Annotated in this window: 20 protein-coding genes; 7 read left to right on the top strand and 13 right to left on the bottom strand. The window is 39.9% G+C overall.

Features of this window, described 5'->3' with window-relative positions:
• Positions 1 to 8 precede the first annotated feature (8 nt).
• The 3 genes from DDU33_RS03985 (at position 9) to hcr (ending at position 3,685) form a co-directional block, all read left to right on the top strand.
• Positions 9 to 707, top strand: coding sequence for a VIT1/CCC1 transporter family protein (locus DDU33_RS03985; protein ID WP_108923301.1), 699 nt, complete (start codon positions 9 to 11; stop codon positions 705 to 707).
• 234 nt (positions 708 to 941) lie between these two features.
• Entirely contained in the window at positions 942 to 2,597 is a 1,656-nt protein-coding gene (hcp, locus tag DDU33_RS03980; RefSeq protein WP_005825362.1) for a hydroxylamine reductase, read from the top strand.
• A gap of 68 nt (positions 2,598 to 2,665) precedes the next feature.
• On the top strand, positions 2,666 to 3,685 hold the full coding sequence (gene hcr / locus DDU33_RS03975) for an NADH oxidoreductase (RefSeq protein WP_108923299.1): 1,020 nt from the start codon (positions 2,666 to 2,668) through the stop codon (positions 3,683 to 3,685).
• Positions 3,686 to 3,888: 203 nt separating this feature from the next.
• On the opposite strand, the gene DDU33_RS03970 is transcribed toward hcr, so the two are convergent.
• The 3 genes from DDU33_RS03970 to acnB all read right to left on the bottom strand — a co-directional run bounded on the left by DDU33_RS03970 (position 3,889) and on the right by acnB (position 8,306).
• Positions 3,889 to 4,698, bottom strand: coding sequence for an LEM-3-like GIY-YIG domain-containing protein (locus tag DDU33_RS03970; protein WP_108923297.1), 810 nt, complete (start codon positions 4,696 to 4,698; stop codon positions 3,889 to 3,891).
• Positions 4,699 to 4,736: 38 nt separating this feature from the next.
• The gene (locus DDU33_RS03965) at positions 4,737 to 5,423 is read right to left on the bottom strand and encodes a hypothetical protein (RefSeq protein ID WP_108923296.1); all 687 of its coding nucleotides are present in this window, start codon (positions 5,421 to 5,423) and stop codon (positions 4,737 to 4,739) included.
• A gap of 276 nt (positions 5,424 to 5,699) precedes the next feature.
• The gene (gene acnB, locus DDU33_RS03960) at positions 5,700 to 8,306 is read right to left on the bottom strand and encodes a bifunctional aconitate hydratase 2/2-methylisocitrate dehydratase (protein WP_108923294.1); all 2,607 of its coding nucleotides are present in this window, start codon (positions 8,304 to 8,306) and stop codon (positions 5,700 to 5,702) included.
• A 137-nt stretch (positions 8,307 to 8,443) separates the two neighbouring features.
• Between acnB and DDU33_RS03955 the strand changes: the two genes are divergently transcribed.
• The 3 genes from DDU33_RS03955 to DDU33_RS03945 all read left to right on the top strand — a co-directional run bounded on the left by DDU33_RS03955 (position 8,444) and on the right by DDU33_RS03945 (position 11,954).
• On the top strand, positions 8,444 to 9,184 hold the full coding sequence (locus DDU33_RS03955; protein WP_108923292.1) for a GntR family transcriptional regulator: 741 nt from the start codon (positions 8,444 to 8,446) through the stop codon (positions 9,182 to 9,184).
• A gap of 170 nt (positions 9,185 to 9,354) precedes the next feature.
• Positions 9,355 to 10,818: an anion permease gene (locus DDU33_RS03950; protein ID WP_005819083.1), complete on the top strand. Its 1,464-nt coding sequence runs from the start codon at positions 9,355 to 9,357 to the stop codon at positions 10,816 to 10,818.
• A 71-nt stretch (positions 10,819 to 10,889) separates the two neighbouring features.
• On the top strand, positions 10,890 to 11,954 hold the full coding sequence (locus DDU33_RS03945; RefSeq protein ID WP_005819081.1) for a 4-oxalomesaconate tautomerase: 1,065 nt from the start codon (positions 10,890 to 10,892) through the stop codon (positions 11,952 to 11,954).
• A 58-nt stretch (positions 11,955 to 12,012) separates the two neighbouring features.
• Here DDU33_RS03945 and DDU33_RS03940 read toward each other — a convergent pair whose 3' ends face one another.
• The 6 genes from DDU33_RS03940 to DDU33_RS03915 all read right to left on the bottom strand — a co-directional run bounded on the left by DDU33_RS03940 (position 12,013) and on the right by DDU33_RS03915 (position 17,100).
• Positions 12,013 to 12,384: a YgiW/YdeI family stress tolerance OB fold protein gene (locus tag DDU33_RS03940; protein WP_108923290.1), complete on the bottom strand. Its 372-nt coding sequence runs from the start codon at positions 12,382 to 12,384 to the stop codon at positions 12,013 to 12,015.
• A 160-nt stretch (positions 12,385 to 12,544) separates the two neighbouring features.
• Positions 12,545 to 13,087 carry a hypothetical protein gene (locus DDU33_RS03935; protein WP_005819077.1) on the bottom strand — a complete coding sequence of 181 codons (543 nt, stop codon included), beginning with the start codon at positions 13,085 to 13,087 and terminating at the stop codon, positions 12,545 to 12,547.
• Positions 13,088 to 13,330: 243 nt separating this feature from the next.
• Positions 13,331 to 14,401 carry a sulfate/molybdate ABC transporter ATP-binding protein gene (locus DDU33_RS03930; RefSeq protein WP_108923288.1) on the bottom strand — a complete coding sequence of 357 codons (1,071 nt, stop codon included), beginning with the start codon at positions 14,399 to 14,401 and terminating at the stop codon, positions 13,331 to 13,333.
• Positions 14,402 to 14,412: 11 nt separating this feature from the next.
• Positions 14,413 to 15,237 (bottom strand): sulfate ABC transporter permease subunit CysW, encoded by an 825-nt coding sequence (gene cysW / locus DDU33_RS03925; RefSeq protein WP_108923287.1) that lies wholly within the window; start codon positions 15,235 to 15,237, stop codon positions 14,413 to 14,415.
• 11 nt (positions 15,238 to 15,248) lie between these two features.
• Complete coding sequence (gene cysT / locus DDU33_RS03920; protein WP_108923285.1) at positions 15,249 to 16,061, bottom strand: sulfate ABC transporter permease subunit CysT; 813 nt, start codon at positions 16,059 to 16,061, stop codon at positions 15,249 to 15,251.
• Positions 16,062 to 16,077: 16 nt separating this feature from the next.
• Positions 16,078 to 17,100 carry a sulfate ABC transporter substrate-binding protein gene (locus DDU33_RS03915; protein WP_275936237.1) on the bottom strand — a complete coding sequence of 341 codons (1,023 nt, stop codon included), beginning with the start codon at positions 17,098 to 17,100 and terminating at the stop codon, positions 16,078 to 16,080.
• Between the two features lie 259 nt (positions 17,101 to 17,359).
• Here DDU33_RS03915 and cysG point away from each other — a divergent pair, with 259 nt between their 5' ends.
• Entirely contained in the window at positions 17,360 to 18,784 is a 1,425-nt protein-coding gene (gene cysG, locus DDU33_RS03910; protein ID WP_108923283.1) for a siroheme synthase CysG, read from the top strand.
• A gap of 54 nt (positions 18,785 to 18,838) precedes the next feature.
• Here cysG and DDU33_RS03905 read toward each other — a convergent pair whose 3' ends face one another.
• The 4 genes from DDU33_RS03905 to DDU33_RS03890 form a co-directional block, all read right to left on the bottom strand.
• A complete protein-coding gene (locus DDU33_RS03905; protein ID WP_108923281.1) occupies positions 18,839 to 20,137 on the bottom strand; it encodes a hypothetical protein in 1,299 nt (432 codons plus the stop codon).
• A gap of 10 nt (positions 20,138 to 20,147) precedes the next feature.
• On the bottom strand, positions 20,148 to 21,659 hold the full coding sequence (locus DDU33_RS03900; RefSeq protein ID WP_081451208.1) for a surface lipoprotein assembly modifier: 1,512 nt from the start codon (positions 21,657 to 21,659) through the stop codon (positions 20,148 to 20,150).
• Between the two features lie 201 nt (positions 21,660 to 21,860).
• Positions 21,861 to 22,898 (bottom strand): lipopolysaccharide heptosyltransferase II, encoded by a 1,038-nt coding sequence (gene waaF / locus DDU33_RS03895; protein WP_108923279.1) that lies wholly within the window; start codon positions 22,896 to 22,898, stop codon positions 21,861 to 21,863.
• Positions 22,899 to 22,926: 28 nt separating this feature from the next.
• On the bottom strand, positions 22,927 to 23,376 hold the full coding sequence (locus tag DDU33_RS03890; protein ID WP_005821303.1) for an MliC family protein: 450 nt from the start codon (positions 23,374 to 23,376) through the stop codon (positions 22,927 to 22,929).
• Between the last annotated feature and the right edge of the window lie 28 nt (positions 23,377 to 23,404).

The following is a 23,404-nucleotide window of genomic DNA, read 5'->3' as shown; positions in this document are numbered from 1 at the left end:
TCAAGCCAATGAAAAGAACGCAACATAACGAACATCATTTAAGCCATCGTAGTAACTGGCTAAGAGCTGGTGTACTGGGTGCAAATGACGGATTGATTTCAACAGCAAGTTTAATGACAGGAATGGTTGCCGCACAGCCAGAATTCCATACACTGTTGCTAACAGGTGCATCCGCATTAGTCGGCGGAGCCATTTCAATGGCAGCAGGCGAATATGTTTCTGTTTATAGTCAAGCCGACACAGAAAAAGCTGATATGGAAATGGAAAAACGTGAACTTGAAATTCATCCTGAAGAAGAGTTAGACGAATTAACTACAATCTATGAAGAGCGAGGCTTAACCCCTGAATTAGCCCGAGAAGTCGCCATTCAACTTACCGCCCATAATGCGCTTGATGCTCATATGCGAGATGAAATCGGTATCTCAGAAGAGAACTTCGCCAATCCTTTACAAGCAGCCCTCTCATCTGCTGCCGCTTTTGCGATGGGTGCAGCCATTCCTCTTCTCGTTATCTTAATCGCCCCCATCAATATCTTACTGGCAACATTGATTTTCTCGACCTTATTTGGCTTAGGCTTATTAGGCTATATTTCCGCCAAACTTGGTGGCGCACCGGCTCGCCCAGCCATCATTCGTATTGTGATTTGGGGCGCTATTGCAATGGGTATAACAGGGCTGATTGGGAAATTGGTTGGTGTTACTGTTTAAGGATTTTCTTTAAAAAATGATCGCATACAAGCGGTCATTTTTTCTTTCTATTTTGCTAGCCATTTCTCTACCTCATTCTAAGTAGCCAATACTAACTAGATCAAAAAAAGCAAAAGTTTATTTGAATATTCCTTTTTATTCCGACTATAACGTCCTATTATTCCTGCCATTAAAACCTACTATTTTAGTAGGTTATTTGATATTTATTCTTATTTTCTTTTTGGAGTGATTTCTATGTATTGCGTTCAATGTGAACAAACAATGGTAACCCCTGTGGGGAATGGTTGTAGTTTTGGCCAAGGTATGTGTGGTAAAACGGCTGAAACATCTGATTTACAAGATTTATTGATTGCGACCCTGCACAGCTTATCCGCTTGGGCATTAAAAGCTCGTGAACACGGCATTATCATTCACGAAGCTGATGCTTTTGCTCCTCGTGCATTCTTTGCCACCTTAACTAACGTAAACTTCGACTCCGCACGTATTGTGGGCTATGCACAACAAGCCATTATTTACCGTAATGAATTGATTAAAGCTGTTAGCGAAGTGGAACCAAACCCAACGCTTAATCATCCACTTGCTCATATTGAATTAAAAGGTATTTCAATTGATCAATTAGCCGAACAAGCGAAAGAATTTGCCTTAGATCTTGATCGTAAAGAAATCGGCGAAGAAGCTCATGGCGTACGTCTATTAGCCCTATATGGCTTAAAAGGTGCGGCAGCTTATCTTGAACACGCTTATGTATTAGATAAATTTGATAACGAAATCTATGCTGAATATCACGGCTTTATGTCTTGGCTTGGTACACAACCAAGTGATTTGAATGAATTGCTTGAGAAATCACTTGCAATTGGTTCAATGAACTTCAAAGTAATGGCAATGTTAGACGCTGGCGAAACGGAACATTTTGGTAACCCAGTACCGGCGAGCGTAAATATTCGTCCGGTAAAAGGCAAATGTATCTTAATTTCCGGACACGATTTAAAAGACTTAAAAGAGCTACTTGAACAAACCGAAGGTAAAGGCATTAACGTTTACACTCACGGCGAAATGCTACCTGCTCACGGCTATCCGGAATTGAAAAAATATAAACACCTTGTAGGTAACTACGGCTCTGGCTGGCAAAATCAGCAAAAAGAATTTGCGCGCTTCCCAGGGGCAATTGTGATGACCTCAAACTGCTTAATTGATCCGAATGTCGGCAATTACGCAGATCGTATTTTCACACGTAACATCGTTGGCTGGCCGGGTGTTACACATCTTGAAGATCACGATTTCAGCCCAGTGATTGATAAAGCCTTAGCGTGTGAGGGCTTTCCTTACACCGAATTAGAACACTATATTACTGTGGGCTTTGGTCGTAAAACGCTGGTTGATGCTTCAGACGCTGTGATTGATTTAGTCAAAGCAGGAAAATTAAGCCACGTTTTCGTGATCGGTGGTTGTGATGGCGATAAAGAAGAACGCCATTACTATACTGATCTTGCTTATGCACTGCCAAAAGATACTGCCGTATTAACGTTAGGTTGTGGTAAATACCGCTTCAACAAATTAGATTTCGGCACTATTGACGGCGGATTACCACGTTTATTAGACGCAGGTCAGTGTAACGACACCTACTCAGCAATTATGTTAGCTGTTACCCTTTCACAAAAATTAGGGATTGGCCTAAATGAATTGCCACTTTCTATCGTGCTTTCTTGGTTTGAACAAAAAGCAATTATTGTGTTATTAACGCTATTAGCATTAGGCGTAAAAAATGTGTATTCAGGTCCGAGCAAACCGGCTTTCTTAAACGATAACGTAATGGCGTTATTACATGAGAAATTTGGTTTAAGCGGTTTAACTACCCCAGAACAAGATTTCGGACACATCATCAATAAATAATTGCAGATAAACGGTTGGATTTTGCAAAATTTTCATAAAATTCAACCGCTTGAAAGAAGGAAAAAGAAATGGCAAATACCAATAAAAACCCATTATGTATCAATGAATTACAAGTTTATTCAATCGTTAAAGAAGCACCGAATGTAACGACAATTAACTTTATTGCTCAAGATTTCTACCCATACCAAGCAGGACAATATGCCTTAGTGAGCATTAAAAATACGCCACACATTACTCGTGCCTATTCACTTTCATCAACACCGGGCGAGAGCCGTTTTGTATCTATTACTGTGCGAGAAATCGAAGGTGGTGTGGGCTCAACGTGGTTAAATAACGATGTAAAAGTGGGCGACCAAGTGTGGTTTTCTAACCCAATGGGCGAATTTTCGTGCCAACAAGTGATGGCAGATAACTATCTATTAGTGGGAGCAGGGAGCGGTGTTACTCCGATTATGTCAATGGCGCGCTGGTTACTCGCCAACCGCCCTGAAGTAAACGTCACGGTTATTCACTCAGTACATTCTCCTGAAGATGTTATTTTCAAACAAGAATGGGCTGAATTGAAAGCAAAATATCCAAAACTTCAGCTTGTTATCAATGCCTCTGTGAACGCAACGGAAGGCTTTGCAAGCGGTCGAATTTCAGCAGAAATAATCAAAAATGCCGTACCTAACCTTGCTGATTATACCGTGATGACCTGTGGTCCCGAGGCTTATATGAATGCCTTAAAAGAGATTGTATTATCACTCGGAGGCTCTGAAGATCGTTTCTTTACGGAAGCATTCTTCAATACTGCATTAGCCGGCGAAATCAGTTCAGACAAGAAAACCACTTTAACCATTAACGGTGTATCGCAAATTAAAGCTGAAGTACCGGTTGGCATGACATTACTTGCTGCACTAGAAGCCCAAGAACAACCTGTTGTTTCCGGCTGTCGTACAGGATTATGCGGTTTATGCAAAACCAAAGTAACCGGAGGAGAATACGAAGTCGTTAATACCGGCGATTTAACCGATGAAGAAATAGCACAAGGCTACGTGTTAGCGTGTAGTTGCCGTGTGAAAGAGAATGTCTCTGTTGCTTTATAATGATCGATAAAAGCGGTTGTTTTTTTAGACTACACTATAAGAACCTAGGACTTCACATGCCCCTCAAAGGGCATGTGAAAAACTGATAACCACGCAATATCTATAACGTTTATAAGTTAAGCCCTTTATAAATTCAGTATATTTAACTAAAAGAGATTTTAACTTACATCTGTATTCAGATTAAATACTCAATAAAAATACGGTTAACTTTTCTTTTGATTTTTTACATTTCGATACGTAATCGGGTTTTGTGGTGCTTTATAACCATCATTTAAAACACCCTGGTCAGTTCTAGGTTGATAAGTTAATTTATTCACTAACTCATCATAAATTGGGGAGTTTTTAGAAACTTCGATGCCATTAAACGCCCAACGTCCTTCATATTCTTCACTAGGGTACCACTTTTTAATCTCATAAGCCGCTACCGTCCAACCTCGATAAACAGCTACGGCATATTTTGCTTTATAACGGTCATCGCCTATTACCCATGATTTACGTGTACGTTCATAAATCTGTTCTGCTCTGGCTTCATCCGATAAATATAATCCTTGCTTATGCAAAGATTTTAACTTGTCATATTCTTTATTAATTGTAATCAGCACAATTGGCAGCTTGGTTTCCAATTGCTGTGGGTCATACTTTCGTAAAATTTCTTCTAATGGCATCAAACCTTTTTTAGATGAATGCTTCCCACCCTGAATATTCGTTAATGGCTGTTGCTGATTTTTTACCAATGAAAGTAAATCAATCGCAAGTGCTTCATATTCAAGTGCTTCGGTATCTGTCAGTTGATGACGCAAAATGTAATAGCGTGGTTTTAAGCCCTGTTGAATAATATCTTTAATCAATTGAATTTTATCGCTATCTTTAGCAGTAGCTTTAATTACCCCTTCAGCATGTTGGAAAACACGATTTCCCACACCTTTCCCTACATAAAAAATATTCTCATTGCGTGGATCCACCAAGCAATATACATAAAATCCTATCTTTTCACACACAGCTGTTGAAAACATAATTTGCTCCTTAATTTAATTAAAAAATAACTTATTCATTATACCCACACTGGTCTCATCTTTTTTTGTCTTTCTAAATTTTTCTTGAGTTCTAAATAATCTGTCAGTTCTTTTTTCTCCCAATCTCTGCCATTCAAAATATTGTTTGAAATTACAGTATTACTGAATATAGCCTTATCATTGAATACGTATAAATTCTTTAATTCTTCCGAATCAAAATCATAAATATTTATTCTAGTCCGGTTAGATATTTCTGTTTGACCTGAAATCCAAATTTCTCCCTTGCCATAAGCTACTAGCTCTGCTTTTCCACAAACCTGAGCATTATCATAAACCCAAACATTCCCCTCCACAACTGCAGTATTTTTTATACTTGCATTATCCCAAACCATCGCACCAGCAAAAACCATTGCTTGATCCGCAACCCAACAGTTATTTTCATGACGCAAATTTTGATCAGATTCAATAAAGCCTCCTAAATCCCCTGCTTTAACATTATCTAAATCCCTTAATGCTTGAATTTGCCCTAAAGTATGTCCATTCTTTTGAATTGAATATCCAGTATAACGATACTTCCTACCTGAATTGATAAATTTATTAAGTTCTGCAACTAATTCCTTAGCAAGATTTGAATTAACTAAAAAACATTTTCGAATATCTGAAATATTCAAGTTTCCAGTTTGAAAATAATATTGAAATACTGCAATTAGAAGTGACTTTTCCATAAATTATTGCCTATTTGTTAAATCTAGAATCAGTATAGAAATAAAAGCGACATATTGTGTCGTACCAATTATTAAAAAATCCTATACGAGCTGTAGTAAGATTACTTTAGTTGAACCGATTTGCGGATCTTTATTCTACTAAATGACTTAACTTAACAAACTTGGTACGGCTCGTACCAGCTTTTCTTGAATATTTAACTTTGCTAGAAAATAAAAGCCCCTAAACTCACATTTAGGGGCTTTGTTCCTTGTTATCTTATCTTAATAAGATGAATGTTATGCCGCTGAGCGGAAAATCACTTTATCTGCTTGTGCAGCATAACTTGGGATTTTATCGAAATTGAGATAACGATAAACGTCCGCTTGCTGTTCATCTAAATCAGCAACATAGCGTTGGTACTCTTCAGGGCTTGGTAAACGCCCCAAAATTGAAGCCACCGCCGCTAATTCTGCGGAAGCAAGATAAACTCTTGCCCCTTCGCCCAAACGGTTCGGGAAGTTGCGGGTAGAAGTTGAAACAACGGTCGAGCCTTTGGCGACACGGGCTTGGTTCCCCATACACAGTGAACAACCCGGCATTTCTGTTCTTGCACCTGTTCGCCCATAAATGTTGTAATACCCTTCTTCTGCTAATTGCGCCGCATCCATTTTTGTTGGTGGAGCAAGCCATAAACGGGTTGGTAATCCGCCTTCAAAGCGGTTTAATAATTTCCCTGCCGCACGGAAATGCCCGATGTTGGTCATACAAGAACCGATAAAGACTTCATCGATCTTATCGCCTTGAACGTCCGATAATAAACGGGCATCATCGGGATCATTTGGAACACATAAGATCGGTTCTTTGATCTCATCTAAGTTAATTTCGATCACTGCCGCATATTCGGCATCGGCATCTGCTTCAAGCATTTCCGGATTTGCCAACCACGCTTCCATCGCTTTTACCCGATTTTCTAACGCCGTTGCATCTTGATAGCCTTCGGCGATCATCCATTTTAATAACGTAATATTGGAGGTCAGGTATTCGGTTACTGAGCTTTGATTGAGTTTCACTGTACAAGCCGCGGCTGAACGCTCTGCGGTTGCATCGGCAAGTTCAAATGCCTGCTCTGCCGTGAGGGTTTCTACCCCTTCAATTTCAATAATACGACCAGAGAACACATTTTTCTTATTCGCTTTTTCAACGGTTAATAAACCTTGCTGAATAGCGTAATAAGGAATAGCGTGTACCAAATCACGCAAAGTAATGCCTTTTTGCATTTTGCCGGTAAAGCGAACTAACACCGACTCCGGCATATCCAACGGCATAATGCCGGTTGCCGCAGCGAATGCCACCAACCCTGAACCTGCCGGGAATGAAATCCCAATCGGGAAGCGAGTGTGCGAATCGCCGCCAGTGCCCACCGTGAATGGCAAGAGCATACGATTTAACCACGAGTGAATCACGCCATCGCCCGGTTTTAAGGCAATACCACCACGACTTGTAAAGAAGTCAGGCAGTGTTTTGTGGGTAACCACATCGCTTGGTTTTGGATAAGGTGCAGTATGGCAGAAAGATTGCATAACCAGCGGTGCAGAGAATTTCAAGCAAGCTAAATCTTTAAGTTCATCACGGGTCATTGTGCCTGTGGTATCTTGCGAACCAACCGAAGTCATCTGCGGTTCACAATATTGCCCCGGGCGTACGCCTTTCACACCACATGCTTTCCCCACCATTTTTTGTGCGAGAGTGTAGCCTTTGTCGCTATCAGCAACCAAATCAGGTTTAACAAACACATCGCTTTCGCCCAGTCCTAATTCAGCACGTGCTTTAGCCGTTAAACTACGTCCGATAATCAGCGAAATACGCCCACCTGCTCGCACTTCATCAAGTAAAGCGGTCGTTTTATATTGGAAATTTGCAATCACTTCATCACTATCGTGTTTGCAAACTTTGCCTGCATAAGGATAGAGATCGATTACATCGCCCATTTGCAATTGAGTAACGTCTAACTCAATGGGTAAAGCACCCGAGTCTTCCGCTGTGTTAAAGAAAATCGGTGCAATTTTACCGCCCAAAATAAAGCCGCCCGTGCGTTTATTTGGGATATAAGGAATGTCCTCGCCAATATGCCACAGCACCGAGTTCGCCGCAGATTTTCGAGATGAGCCCGTGCCAACAACATCGCCTACATAAACCAACGGAAAGCCTTTTTCTTTCAACGATTGAATTTGTTTGAGTGGGCCTTTTACACCGGCTTCATCAGGCTCAATACCTTCACGAGGCATTTTTAACATTGCGTTAGCGTGAAGTGGAATATCGGAACGACACCAAGCATCTTGCGCCGGCGAGAGGTCATCGGTATTGGTTTCACCAGCAACTTTAAACACCGTGAGTGTAATTTTTTCCGAGAGTTGAGGGCGAGAAGTAAACCATTCGGCATTTGCCCAAGATTGAAGTACTTGTTTGGCAAACGAATTGCCTTGTTTAGCCTTTGCTGCGATTTCATTAAAGTTGTCAAAAATAAGCAGAGTATGAGAAAGGGCTTTGGCTGCAAGCGGTGCTAATTTGTCATTTTCTAGCAAATCAATCAGAGGCTGGACATTATAACCCCCGCTCATTGTACCGAGTAGTTGCGTGGCTTTTTCCGGCGAAATCAACGGGCTTGTTTCCGCCCCTTTTGCAATTTGTGCAAGGAATTCTGCCTTCACTTTTGCCGCATCATCAACACCAGCCGGCACTCTTGTTTCAAACAAAGCCAATAATTCAGCTTCTTTACCTTCAATCGGCTTTTTCAATAAAGCGATTAATTGCTCTGTTTGTGATAAATCTAATGCCTTTGGGACGATACCTAGTGCCGCACGTTCTGCAACCTGTGATTGATATTCAGCTAAGAAATTAGACATAATAGATACTCCGTTATAGAATAAAAGGACTTTGTCTTCTAGTTTAGAAAATAAATCAAAACATATATATGACTAGATGAGATAAACACTAATCCCTTTAAAAAGGGAAGTCAATCAATTTTTAAGGATAAAGACGAATGTTTAACTATGATCAAAAATTTGCCGAAATGAGCAAAATGCCACGTTACATGCAAATAAAATACGAGCTCCAACAATTTTTAGCGGACAATAATTGGGGCTTTGATCATCCTGTTCCAAGTGAACAAGAATTATCGACAACTTATAATGCATCTATTGGCACAGTCCGCAAAGCCGTTGAATGTTTAGTTGAAGAGGGGGTTTTAATTAAACATCAAGGTAAAGGTACCTTTTTAAAACGCCCGGCTTTTATTCAATCTTCAATGACACGCTTCTATTTACGCCGTGATAAAAACGGTAAGTCAGAAATTCCAACCAGCCAAATCAAGAAGATTGGTATTGCAGAGGCAAATCCGCTTATCAATCAACTACTTGGGTTATTGCCTGAAGAAAAATTAATTTACATTGAGCGTGTGCGACTAAATGATAATATCGTCATTATTAGCGATAAAATTTGGCTTTCTTACGAAAAATTTGCCGGTTTACTGACACTTTCCGTAGAACAATTTGAGAATTTACTTTATCCGTTCTACTTTAAACAGTGTGGGCAACTTATTGTTTCAGCTAAAGAACAGATGACGATTTTGCCTGAATATCAAGATCCTTATCTGACTAATAATCAACCAGAAGCGGTGGTAAAAATCTGTCGTACAGCGAAGGGATTAGATGGAAGCATTATCGAATACCGTGAAACTTATGGTTTAGCCAAAGATTTTTATTACGAGACGATCATCACCTAGCTCACAACTCTTGCCAATAATTTATTTTACTTAATGAAAAAATAAGCTGATTACGGTCAGCTTATTTTTTTATGATCTAACTCAAATTTTGAGCATTTCTTCATTGATAACCCAAATTCATTTAGTTATATATATGAGTAGATATTTTGAACTAAAATGAGGTATCAATCATGAATCCGAAAAAACTACTCAACATTGCCATAGTGCTCGCCTGCCCTATTGCAACCTATCTCTTTGCTGCACCAGAAGGAATGTCCAATATTGGTTGGCATTTATTAGGTGTTTATATTGGCACTATTCTTGCACTTATTCTTAAAGTTTACCCTGCCCCTGTTTTACTTCTTTCTGCTGTTGCGATTTCTGCGGTCATTATCGGCAATACACCGGCAGAAACATTAGCAGACGGCACGAAAATAGCCCTAAAACAAGGAGCGGTTTTAGATGGCTATAAATCCGGTACAACGTGGCTGATCTTTGCCGCATTTGCAATGAGTGGTGCCTTTGTGAGTACAGGATTAGGCAAACGCATTGCCTATAAAATGATTGGTGCTTTTGGTAAATCGACTTTACGTATCGGCTATATCAATGCCGTTTTAGATTTGTTGATTTCGCCGGCAATGCCTTCAACAACGGCTCGAGGTGGTGGTATTTTAGCACCCATTATGGCTTCTACTGCACAATCTCTCAGCTCTGAACCGGGTCCAACCGCACGTAAAGCAGGGCACTACTTATTGCTCAACACCTATATGGTTGTTAAAACAACGGGCTACATAACCTTAACAGGTATGGCTCCGAATGCGGTTGCCCTTGAGTTAATGCGACCAATTATGGGGATCAACTACGATTGGACACAATGGTTTTTAGCCGCTTGTGTACCCGGACTTATCTCATTGATTTTAATGCCATTGGTTGCTTATGTATTATATAAACCAGAGCTGAAAGAGGTAAACAACAAAGAGATCGCTCAAAAAGGCTTAGATGAAATGGGTCCAATGAGCACCAAAGAAAAAATCCTTGCTGGTTTATTTGTGGCTGCGATTATCGGTTGGGTATTCTCTAAAGCATTAGGCGTAACCGAATCAACCGTTGCTATTTGTGCAATGGCATCTATTTTAGTTACCTCCGTACTTACGTGGGAAGATATGCTTAAAAACAAAGGCGGCTGGACAACCTTTACTTGGTATGGTGGCTTACTCGGTTTAGCGACTGTCCTAAGCCAAGCGAAATTCTTTGACTGGCTTTCAAAAACAATGGGCGATATGCTTTCAGGTAGCGAAATGAATGCAACGGCAGTAACGGTTTTAATTCTCGCCCTAAGTGTTGCCGTGCGTTATTTATTCGCATCTGGCGGTGCTTATGTTGCCGCAATGGTGCCGGTATTCTCTGCCGTGGGTATGGCAGCTGGTGCAGATCCTGTTCTTCTTTCACTAGGTCTCTTATTCTCAAACAGCTACGGTAGTATGGTTACCCATTACGGTTCTGCACCGGCAGCCGTTATTTACGGCTTAGGCTATCACGATTTAAAATCTTTCTGGATTGTCGGCGGTATTTGTGCCGTTGTTACATTGATCATCCATTGCACCATTGGTTTTGCGTGGTGGTCAATGCTCCAAAGTATGGGTATGATTGGTTAATTTCTTCAAAAAAATGACCGCTTGTGAAAGGTAAGCGGTCTGATTTCAACAAAATTTTACAAGAGGCAAATATGAAAAAAATTCCTTGTATGATCATTCGTGGCGGTACGTCAAAAGGCTTATATTTTCTAAAAGAAGATTTACCGACCGATATTGCAGAACGTGATCAATTCTTAATGACCGTGATGGGCTCAGGCGATCCGACACAAATCAACGGCTTAGGCGGTGCAACAAGTGTTACCAGTAAAGTCGCCATTGTGTCTAAATCCGAAAAAGAAGGAGTTGATTTAGATTATCTTTTTGCTCAGGTGGGGATTGATCAGAAAATTGTGGATACCGCCCCTTCGTGTGGAAATATTCTGTCAGGCATTATCTGCTTTGCGAGTGAAAAAGGCTTAATCCAGTTACAAGATGGCATTACATCTGTGGTGGTAAACAACGTAAATACCAACAGCATTATTGAAGTTTCGGCAGAAAGCCCTAACAAGCAATTAAAATATGATGGCACAGCTGAGGTTTCCGGTGTTCCCGGCTCAGGCTCGCCGGTAAACCTCAATTTCAGCCAAATTGAAGGGGCAAAAACCGGTAAAGTGTTCCCCACCGGCAACAAACAAGACCATATCAACGGCTATAACGTAACCTGTATTGATGTCGCAATGCCAATGGTGCTTTTCTCCGCCACAGATTTAGGTTTAACCGGCAAAGAAACCAAAGCAGAATTAGACCAAAATACCGCCTTATTTGAGATTATCGAACCGATCCGCCGCAAAGCGGGCGAAATGATGGGCTTAGGCGATGTTTCTCAAAAAGTCATTCCGAAAATTGGTGTGCTTTCAACCCCAGCCGGTAAAGGCAACATTACTTCACGCTATTTTGTGCCGGATAAATGCCACGCCAGCCACGCCGTAACAGGCTCGATTTGTGTTGCCGCAGCGTGCAATATTGAAGGAACCGTTGCTCACGCACTTTATAAAGATACAGGTTCGGTTGTTACCATTGAACACCCGTCCGGTTTTATTAGTGTCGATATGATTTGTGAAAAAACCACAGATAGCTACAAATTCAGCCGAGCCGCATTGGTTCGAACTGCTCGTCCATTGATGATGGGCGAAGTGTATTATGATGAAAATTTATAGCAGCCTTTAAAAGACAAGCGGTCAAATTTATTTTGACCGCTTCAGATAATTTCTAAGATTATTTCTTGATAATTTGTTTTACATCAATTTCAGTTTTATTCCACTCATTATCAACTTTGCCTCGGATCTGGATAGTATCTTCCGGTTTAATATCTTGTCCATTCCAAGCTTTTTTACTCACTTCAATTTTAATTTCGCCTGTACTGTCTTTAAAAAGAAATTCATCATCGTCTAATTGTTTAACAATATTCCCTTCAATCATTGCCGGTGTTTTATCACTTGCCTTTAAAGCATCATTTACTGTTTTAACAGCAATATTTTCATCAAAAAAGCCTTGAGAGGGAGAATGATTTTTCCCATCATTAAAGCCATTTGCCATTGTTGCTGCTGAGAATGCAAATAAAGAAGTTAAAACTAATAATTTTTTCATAAATAAATTCTCCGAATATTAAAATTACATTTTATATAACAAAGCATTTGCTTTGTTGGTTGGTATTAAATCAAGCAAATCTTAAATTTTTCTTAAGATAATTTAAATTTTTCACTTTTCCATCAAATATTTTATTTAATGGAAAATTTCTTTAAATATATTATGCTTTTAATTTCATTGCACACCCCTCTAAGCGATCTGCTAAAATAATTCTTGTTTTTTTCAAACGATGTCCTAATTTATCTTTTAAAAAGCTCAATACTTTTTGCGTATATGTTACAGCTTGATGATCGCTACCTAAACTCTCTTTAGCCGCAATCAATTTTGCTTCCATTTCCTCTTTAGCAAAGAGTACTTTTGCTTTTCTCGCATTTAATTGCGCATTTGCAACTTCTTCTAAGAGATGCTGGAAGTCTGTGGTTAATTTTTCAATATCGCCATCTTCTTGCGTTAATGAGGCTTCGAAATCCGCAAGTTCCTGATTTAAATCTAACGGCATCTCTAAATCACTTAATAAAGTTTTATTTTCTTTTATTTGGTTCTCTAGTATTTCCTTACTATTATTGAGTTTTGCCATAAATTCTTCTGCATAAGCCAATTTAGTTTCAAGCCCTTCTTTCATATTTTGGCTGCTCTGCATCGCCATCTGATTTAATTCAGAGATTTTTTCCTCTACGAATTTCTTAATTTCTTGTTGTTCCATATAAACTCCTTAATCAATAATTTTTGTCATATTATTGTTCTATATCGAACGATAATAATCCTTTTATTAAATATAACCTCAATATAAGGTTTTTATGATATAACGAAAGATGTATTCCCTTTCGTTGATACGTATTAAAACAAAAAAATCTTAAAAATTTATTAAGAAAATAATTTTTTTCAAAAAATTTTATAAAAAAAGCGACCATATAAAATGATCGCTTATTAAGTATAGAATTCAAAATTAAATCATATATTCAATCAACTCATCTTGCACAAAGAAATTAAGCAGTTGAGGTTGAAGATAAACGGTATCGCCAAGCTGGAAAGCTTCTTGCTCAAATTGACTATAACTCATTGAGACTTCGATTGTGCCTTCCTTTTGATTAATCACTTCCAAAAATACGGTAGGTCCTGCGGTGTGTATTCGAGAAATCGTGCCTCGAAGGCTATTTTCAACCACACGTTTTGTCACAAAAATTTCGTGAGGGCGAACATAAACCACTACATCATTTGCTTGTCGGCAGTTTTCCACCTCTTTTTTGAAGCTATCAATATGCAATATGCCGCCTAAAATGTAGCCGTGCAATAAATTTACATCGCCGAGAAAATCCGCCACGAATGCGGTTTGCGGTTGTTTGTAAACTTGCTCCGGTGTGCCGATTTGCTCGATTTTTCCTTTATTCATCAGAATGATTTTATCGGCAACTTCAAGGGCTTCATCTTGATCGTGTGTCACAAAAATACTGGTAACATTGATTTCGTGATGAAAATCACGCAGCCAACGGCGTAAATCTTTTCTCACTTTAGCGTCCAATGCCCCAAAAGGTTCATCAAGCAGTAAAACTTTAGGCTCTGTTGCAATGGCTCGCGCAAGGGCTACTCGTTGGCGTTGTCCGCCGGAAAGTTGGTCAGGATAACGGTTGCCAATATGTTCCAACTGAATAAGCGTTAAAAGATTTTTCACTTTCGCTTGAATTTCCGCATCAGATAATCGCTCGCTTTTCGGCTTCATTCTCAAACCAAAAGCAATGTTATCGGCAATCGTCATATGGCGGAACAACGCATAATGTTGGAAAACAAAGCCAATATCACGCTCTTTTGCCGAAAGTTGCGTAACATTGTTATCGTCAAACAAAATTTGACCGCTTGTTGCTTGTTCCAGCCCGGCAATAATGCGCAGTAAGGTTGTTTTACCACAACCGGAGGGCCCTAGCAGTGCGGTAAGCTCGCCATTGGGTATGGTTAGATTAATGTCGTGAAGTGCTTGAAATTGCTCAAACGTTTTATTGATATTTTTTACGGTAATCGCCATTTTTTCCTCACTTAAACGGATTGTCTGGCTAATTTGCTTTCCGTCCACTGTCTTATCAACAGTAAAATCAGCGATAGCCCTAATAATAAAATTGCCACCGAAAAGGCTGCAACGATATTGTATTCGTTATATAAAATCTCAATTTGAAGCGGCAGTGTGTTGGTATAACCTCGAATATGACCGGAAACTACCGAAACCGCACCAAATTCCCCCAATGCTCGCGCGGTACACAACACAACGCCGTGTAATAATGCCCATTTTATGTTCGGTAAGGTAACGTAATAAAAAATCTGCCAGCCATTTGCGCCCAACACCGCAGCGGCTTCTTCCTCAACAATCCCCTGACTTTCCATAATCGGGATCAACTCTCTGGCAACAAAAGGCACAGAAACAAATAATGTCGCCAAAATAATGCCGGGAATAGCATAAATAATTTGAAAATCGACCGCTTGTAAATGCGGATAAAGCCAACTTTGCGCCCCAAATAACAGCACGTAAATCAAGCCAGCAACCACAGGCGAAATAGAAAACGGCAAATCAATGAGCGTTAATAGTAGCTGTCTGCCCCTAAATTGATATTTCGTTACCGCCCACGCTGCCGCAATACCGAAAATAACATTTAGCGGCACCGCAATACCTGCGGCGAGCAATGTGAGTTTCAACGCTGAAATCGTGTCTTCTTCGCTAATCGCTTGCCAAAAGAAGCCCCATCCCTTCGCTAAACCTTGGGAAAGCACCACAAGTAGTGGCAACACCAAGAAGACAAAGAATAGAATTACCGCCAAACTGATTAATCCTTTTTCGGCAAGCGGTCGTTTTTGAGATTGAATTTGCATATTTCCTCCGCTTATTTTGTTGTTCGTTTGGCGAAATAACGCTGAATTTGGTTAATCGCAAAAATGAGCAAAAAGGAGATAATTAACATCAATGCACCAATGGTTGCTGCGCCGATATAATCGTACTGGTCAAGTTTGGACATAATAACCAAAGGCAAAATCTCCGTCCGAAATGGCAGGTTGCCCGAAATAAACACCACCGAGCCATATTCCCCAATCCCTCGAGCAAAAGCTAAAGTAAAACCGGTAATCCAAGCGGGTAAAATAGCTGGGAAAATCACATAACGGAAGATTTGAAATGGCGAAGCACCCAGCATCGCTGCCGCTTCTTCAACATCTTTGGGTAAATCTTCTAGCACAGGTTGTAAAGTCCGCACCACAAAAGGCAAGGTAACAAATAACAATGCCAAAGTAATACCAAGCGAACTGTAAGCAATTTTGGTGTCAAAAAACTGCCCGATGATGCCGTTACGAGAGTAGATTGCCGTTAGTGCAATGCCGGCGACCGCTGTCGGTAACGCAAACGGCATATCAATAAAGGTATCCATTAAACGCTTGCCCCAGAATTGATAACGCACCAACACCCAAGCCAATAATAAGCCGATAAAACTATTCAGTATGGCGGCGCCCAGTGCGGTTTTCAGCGACAAACCAAGTGCCAATAAAAGCTGCCGACTGGTAATCAATTTCACAAATTGCTCTACCGAAATCTGTGCCGAAAAGAGAAAAAGACCAGCGAGAGGAATTAACACGACAAGGCTTAAAAAAGTGATCGTATAGCCTAACGAAAGGTTAAATCCGGGGATAATTCGGGACTGTTGCATAACGTTTCCTCCTGCCTTATTCATAAATTTTGGCAAGGATTTGATCAAAAATCCCCCCATCGTCAAAGAAACGAGGCTGTACGATGTGCCAACCACCGCCAAAAACCTGCTCCAATTTCAGCAATTTTAAATCAGGAAATTGTGTGCGAAATTCTGCCAAAATATGACCGCTTGTCGGGCGATAATAATTTTTCGCCACGATACGCTGGGCTTCATCACTATAAAGATAACGTAAATAGGCTTCGGCTTCTTGACGGGTACCTTTTTTATCCACCACCTGATCGACGACTGCCACCGGCGGTTCTGCTAGGATAGAAACCGTAGGCGTAACAATTTCAAATTCGCTACCGCCCTCTTCCTGTAAGGCTAAATGCGCTTCATTTTCCCACGTCAGTAAAACATCGCCCAAACCACGCTGAATAAAGCTCATCGTAGAACCTCTCGCCCCCGTATCGAGTACCGGTGCTTGTCGATACACTTGGGTTACAAAATCCAGCGCTTTTTCATCACTGCCCCAACGATCTTTCGCATAAGCCCAAGCCGCTAAGAAATTCCAACGTGCACCGCCCGATGTTTTCGGATTTGGCGTAATAACTTCAATCTGATCATCACGTACTAAATCCGCCCAATCGTAGATTTTTTTCGGGTTGCCTTTACGCACCAAAAAGACAATCGTTGAAACATAAGGCGTACTGTGATTAGCCAAACGTTGTTGCCATTTTGGATCGATCAGTTGCTGATGTTTATTCAAAGCATCAATATCGCCACCTAATGCGAGCGTAACCACATCAGCCTGCAAGCCGTCAATGACCGCACGGGCTTGCTTGCCTGAACCACCGTGTGATGTCTTCACATTGATTTTTTCGCCTGTTTGTTGAGCCCAGTATTGCGTAAATAATTGGTTATATTCTTTATAAAGCTCACGAGTAGGATCGTAAGAAACATTCAACAAATCCTTCGCCTGAATATGACCAGCAAATAAGCCAAGCCCTAGCAAATAAGCGGTCATTTTTTGCCATTTTTTTACTTGTCGTTTCATTTTCTTCTGATGATGTTTGCAAATTTACGTCAAAATCTAACCGCTTAACGACAAATCAAAAAGACCAGAAACTTTCTTTATATGCTTTTTTAGAATAAGAAACCGTAAAATAGGAAGAAACGGCTATGTATCGCTTGAATTCTCGTGCTTTGCCATTCTTATTCCAAAAAAGAATATGCTATGTAGTGTTATTATTTTTAAGAATAACAAAATTCACTTATAACTAACGGGCATTTTAGTTTTCAAGCGGTGGAAAAAAATGAACTATTTACCAATTTTTGTGGATTTAAAAAATCGTCCGGTTCTTGTTGTAGGGGGCGGACACGTTGCATTACGAAAAATTGAAGCGTTGTTAAAAGCGCAAGCGAAAGTAAAAGTGGTGGCGGAAAAATTACATAGCTCGGTACAGGCTTTAGTTGATGAACAGAAAGTTGAATGGCTGGCAACACATTTCAAAGATGAGCAGGTTAATCAAGCTTACCTTGTGATTGCCGCAACCGATGACAATGCACTCAATCAACAAGTGTTTAACGCGGCGGAAGCTCAACAGCGTTTAGCGAATGTAGTGGACGATCAACCTCGTTGTAGTTATATTTTCCCTTCTATTATTGACCGCTCTCCCGTGCAAATTGCAATTTCAAGTGGTGGCGCAGCGCCTGTGCTTATTCGCTTACTTCGAGAAAAACTTGAAGCATTAATTCCACAAAATATTGGCTTGATGGCAACCCTTGCAACCCAATGGCGTAATGCAGTAAAAGCCAAATTTCCTCAATTAACGCAACGCCGCCGTTTTTGGGAAAAACTTTTTACCCATCAAGGTTTCCAACGCTTAACCGAAACACATCAAATTGAACAGGCTGAGGCACTCTTTCAGCAAGAATTAAAAGCAGATAATCCGATTATCGGCGAGGTGTCGTTAGTAGGCGCAGGGCCGGGCGATGCAGGGCTATTAACATTAAAGGGGTTACAAACTATTCAACAAGCAGATGTTGTGCTTTACGATGCGTTAGTGTCTGATCCTATTTTAGAGCTAGTTCGCCGTGATGCCGATAAAATTTTTGTCGGCAAGCGAGCCGGTAAACATAGCGTGAAGCAAGAGGAAACAAACCAACTGTTAGTGAAATATGCGAAACAAGGTAAGCGTGTTGTGCGTTTGAAAGGTGGCGATCCTTTTGTCTTTGGGCGAGGCGGCGAAGAGCTGGAAGTCTTAAAAAGTGAGCATATTCCTTTCACGGTTGTGCCGGGAATTACTGCTGCATTAGGCGCAACCGCTTATGCCGGTATTCCACTGATTCATCGAGATTATGCTCAAACCGCAATGTTTATTACCGGTCATTTAAAGCCTGATGGCGACAAATTAAAATGGGAAACGCTTGCACAAGGCAATCAAACGCTTGTTGTTTATATGGGTACGATTAAAGCGCACGAATTGGCGAGCGAATTGCAAAAACACGGTAAACCGAGCGATACGCCTGTGGCAATTATTAGTCATGGCACCTTACCAAATCAAAAAGTACAAACCGGCGTATTAAGCGAATTAGCCACGCTTGCCGAAAATGCAGAAACGCCGGCATTGATTGTAATTGGCGAGGTCGTGAAACTCCAAAGTGAATTAGCGTGGTTTGGCACACAAGCACAGCAATTTATTTCAACCCAAGAAACTCTTTGGAAACAAGCTGCCTAACATAATACAGTTAAGATCAAATAAAAAATAGGGCGAATATCGCCCTATTTTCCCCTATTTATCTGTTCGCTCTCCAACTAGAACTCCCTGCCAATGATTTGCATCATGCGATTCTCCCACAATGTATTTTGGAATTTCATTTTTATCTGGAGCAACAAATTCTAATTTCATATTTCCTTTATCGCCCTTAACTAATTGAGCATCTGAGCTACTGATCAAAGTTTTATCTGTCGTTGTTATCACAATATCCTGAATATTACCATTAGGGCTAGGCTTAATATCAAAGGTAACTTGTTTATCTTCCCCAGTTTGTTCGGTAATACTTCCTTGGGTAAGTTTACCATCTACAAAGGTAATATCTACATCACCAAATTTCTTAATATTTGAAGCTTTTCCACCTAAAGATTTGATATTATATAAAAAGCCATTCTCTTTTTGATAACGAGCACTAAGTTTAGCAAGTTTATCAACATCATTAACAATACTATCTTTATCTTTGATGGCATAGAACAATGTTGAGGCATAGTCTGCCGAGCGATTAGTTACGCTATTGCTGTAATATCCATAATAAATTTCGTCATTTACACGATAAAATTCGTAATTTTTCCCCTCGCTTCTTTCTACATTTGGCTTAGCACTGTCAACAAGCGCTAATGTTTTCTCAACTTTTTGCAAATCTGGTTCATTTGCAAAACTGTCTTCTTTTCCTTTAATATCATAAACCGTAACTGTGCCTTTTTGAGTATCAAAAACAATATTATGATCTGTTCCACCATAAGACCAAGTCGTTTTAAGTGGCTGTGTTGGTGTTTCTGATCCGTCTGGCATTACTTGTGGCTGCTCTTGCGGTTTGCTCTCTGGCACCAATTGCGGCTGCTCTTGCGATTTATTATCTGGTACCACTTGCGGTTGCTCTTGCGGTTTATTCTCTGGTACCACTTGCGGCTGCTCTTGTGATTTATTCTCTGGCACCACTTGTGGCTGTTCTTGCGGTTTATTCTCCGGAACTACTTGCGGCTGCTCTTGCGGTTTATTCTCTGGCACCACTTGTGGCTGTTCTTGCGGTTTATTCTCCGGAACCACTTGCGGCTGTTCTTGCGGTTTATTCTCCGGAACCACTTGCGGCTGCTCTTGAGATTTATTCTCTGGCATCACTGGTGACTGCTCTTGTGGCTTTCTACTTGGTGTAGATTGAGATTTTTCTTCCTCTTTTTTATCCACTGGAGATGTTGCTATTACCTTAGCCTGTTCCTTAGGAGGGGTAGATGATTGATTATTTCCTCCACCTGAACAAGCGACTACCAATGTAGATAGACATAAAACAGGTAAAGTAGTGTTAATAACTTTTTTCATTAGGTTCTCCTTAAAATGTTTTATTAAAATTGAGAAAAACTTGATGCCTATCATAATTGTCAAATAAATTATTACTTTTTATCCGCTGATAAGACCAAGTGATTTTAGGGGTAATCCCCCAAAAATGAATGCCACGATGCCAAATCGTAGCACTAATACCATACTCACGATTTTTTTGTTTTTCTTTATAAAATTTAGGTAAGAAAGCATCAGGAGAAGCAAGTGGTGCTGCATAATTTCTCCTTGCATAATAAACAGACAGACGGCTTGAAATACCTTTCGGCCACTCTTGTCCCCAACCAAGTTTCAAACTGTAACGGATATATTGGGCTGCCTTTTGTTGAGCTGTTTTTCGATAAAGATCTATACCACCAAACCAATATTGTTTACCGCTCGGTAGGTAATGTAATAGCATTGTAGCATATTGGCTTTGCCCATTAAGATTTTTCCGTTGTATATAATTGAGTTTTGCATATTCAAAGATACTGTTTATCTTCCAGTGTGGAGAAAGCTGTATTTCACTGTTTACTCGGCTTCCTAATGTAATAGAATGCCGGTGTAGTGTACCTTGTATTGATCCTCGTGGACCTCCAGCGTACCAAGATTGTTCAACAAAAGGTGTCAAACTAATTTCATATTGATGATTTTGATAGCCTATCCCTAACCCTGACCTAATTTGTATTTCATTGTATTTTTTATTATCCCAGTAATATTTTCCATGGCTTTCTAGTGAAAAAGCCGTAAAAAAACCGCGAGATAAAGCCCATTTTTTACTTGCTAAGAAAAAATAATTAATACCTTGAGCATTTTCTGGTTGTTCTGTTGATTTCCAAAAACCACTCTGTGTTCCTAACTTTGGTGCATTATTGATATTATCTTCATTGAGATAAGTAAAACCACCATTAATTTCCCAATAATTCTGCCGCTTTAACAATTCTTGATAAGATGCAATGAGCCGCGTAAACTGTTCTGTGGGTGAAGATGCTACTAATTTCTCAAACTGCTCTTGAGCTGCAACATATTGTTTATCGCCAAACAAAGCAATAGCCAATTGCAAACGTACAGTAAAAAGTTGAGGATTTTCACTTATTAGACCACGATAGAGGCGGATAGCTGTCGAAAAATCTCTTTCCGTTACAGCTACCACTGCTTTTGCCCATTGCAATAAAAATTCATTTGGTTGAGAAAGACGCTGATAAACCGGTAATAATAAAATGACCGCTTGTTGATGATTAGATTGTAACGATGAAATTAGTAAATGCGTTAATAATTCCGGCTGATACATCAATTGCTCAACATGCAAAGTATTATGAGAGATTATTCCAACAGCGGGAATTACGTCTGTATCTTGTATTTTGATTGGTTCAGGCTGTACAAATAAGAAATCCTCATTAGGCAATTTTTCACGTAATGGCGCAAAATAAGTAGGTTGGGACTGGACCTCCGTAAAAGCGGACGACAAAGATGAACAACATAGTAGTAATCCACCAACAGTAAAACTATACTTTCTTTTTTTCATCATAACTTATTCTTTTTCTTACATTCCCTAAAAGAATTATAGAAAATAAAGATAGGATACTCAACCAAAGATATATTATTGATATTTCGAATATTTTAGTTAATACCGTAAATAGTCAATACGCCTATTACGTTAGATAACCCTTTTTCTATTAATATAAAGAATCAAAGCTTCCAAGAATATTTTTATCCACCCAGAGAAAATTTAACCTATCAATATCTTTAACTTATCTAATACCATATCAGGCTGAATATCAATCAGACTTTGATGGTAACCATCTTGACCTTCGCCTTTACGGATTTTGATTAAACCGCCCTCAATCAGGCGGATAATTACCGCAGATTTAGACAACGGTGGCGTATATTGTGGGCTTGTTGGTCCATAGAGTGCGACAAGCGGTCGGTTTAACGCGGCTGCAATATGCATTAAACCGGAATCGTTGCTCACAATCGCTTTACAATCTGCAATAAGATCGACTGCCTGATTAAGATCAGTTTGCCCAGCCAAATTGATACAATAACGTTGTAAATGTTCAGGCAGGCTATTGCGGATTTGCTCTCCCACTTCTTCATCTTTTTTCGAGCCAAATAAACGCACAGAATAACCTTGCTCAATCAGTTTTTGGGCAAGCGTTGCATAATGATAGTGTGGGTAACGCTTCGCCGGTCCAAACTCTGCACCGGGACAAAAACCGATAGCCTCACGATTTTCCGCATATTCAAATTGTTTCACAAAATGCTGTTTTGTTGCAGCAATTTGTTCACTATCGACTTGCAAATAAGGGTAAGCAATGGGTAGCTGCTCTGCGGCTGGAATTTGACCTTGTTCAAAAGCAAGCGCTACATAACGTTGTACCATCATAGGATAGTCGTTTTTATTGTTGCGTAAATCATTAAGCAACCCGTAACGCATTTCGCCTTTCCAACCACGGCGTTGTGGAATTTTCGCAAAAAATGGAATAAACGCTGACTTTAGCGAATTTGGCAACACAATCGCCATATCATACTGATTTCGCAAATTTTTCCCTAAATCATACCGCTTACATAAAGCAAATGAGCCATGCCCGATTGGCATAGAAATCGCCTTACGAACCTCAGGCATTCGAGAAAGCAACGAGCGACACCAATCGGGTGCCATCACATCAATTTGACAATCAGGATAGTTTGCCTTGAGTTGTTGGTAAAGGGCGTGAGACATCATCATATCTCCAACCCAAGAAGGCGCAATCACTAAAATATTCATGCGTAAAAAAATCCTCAAATTTAACCGCTTATTCTGGTTGTTTTACACAACCTTCTGCTAACACATTCTTTTTATTATCATAAAGCTCAGCTTTACCATTGAGTGGCATCCACCAAACCCAACGAATATTACTATACTTTTTCCCGTTTCTAGTCACTGTCGGTGAAAGTGTATGGGTAGTACCGGCAAAACTCACATTTATCGCATTTAGTTTTGCATTTTTACCATTTTTTATTTGTGAAGACCTTACCTGTACTTCTTTGTCCTTTTTACAGATAAAACGTGTTACCGATTGTTTTTTTACTACGCTCACTTTTGTCTGTTTCGGTAATGCCTTTATCTCATCTGTTTGTTTCATCGCATTTTGCTGTATTTGTTGCATTTGCTCCACCGGAGAAGGTGTGAGTTCAGAGCAAGCACTTAATGTAAATAGTGAGCCTAGTACAATGGCATATATTCTCTTTTTTAGGAAAAACATAACAACCTCTATATAAAAAAAGCAACGT

Origin of the sequence: Actinobacillus porcitonsillarum, assembly GCF_003101015.1 — a bacterium.
Lineage (GTDB): Bacteria > Pseudomonadota > Gammaproteobacteria > Enterobacterales > Pasteurellaceae > Haemophilus_A > Haemophilus_A porcitonsillarum.
This window is presented reverse-complemented; position numbering and strand designations above follow the sequence as displayed.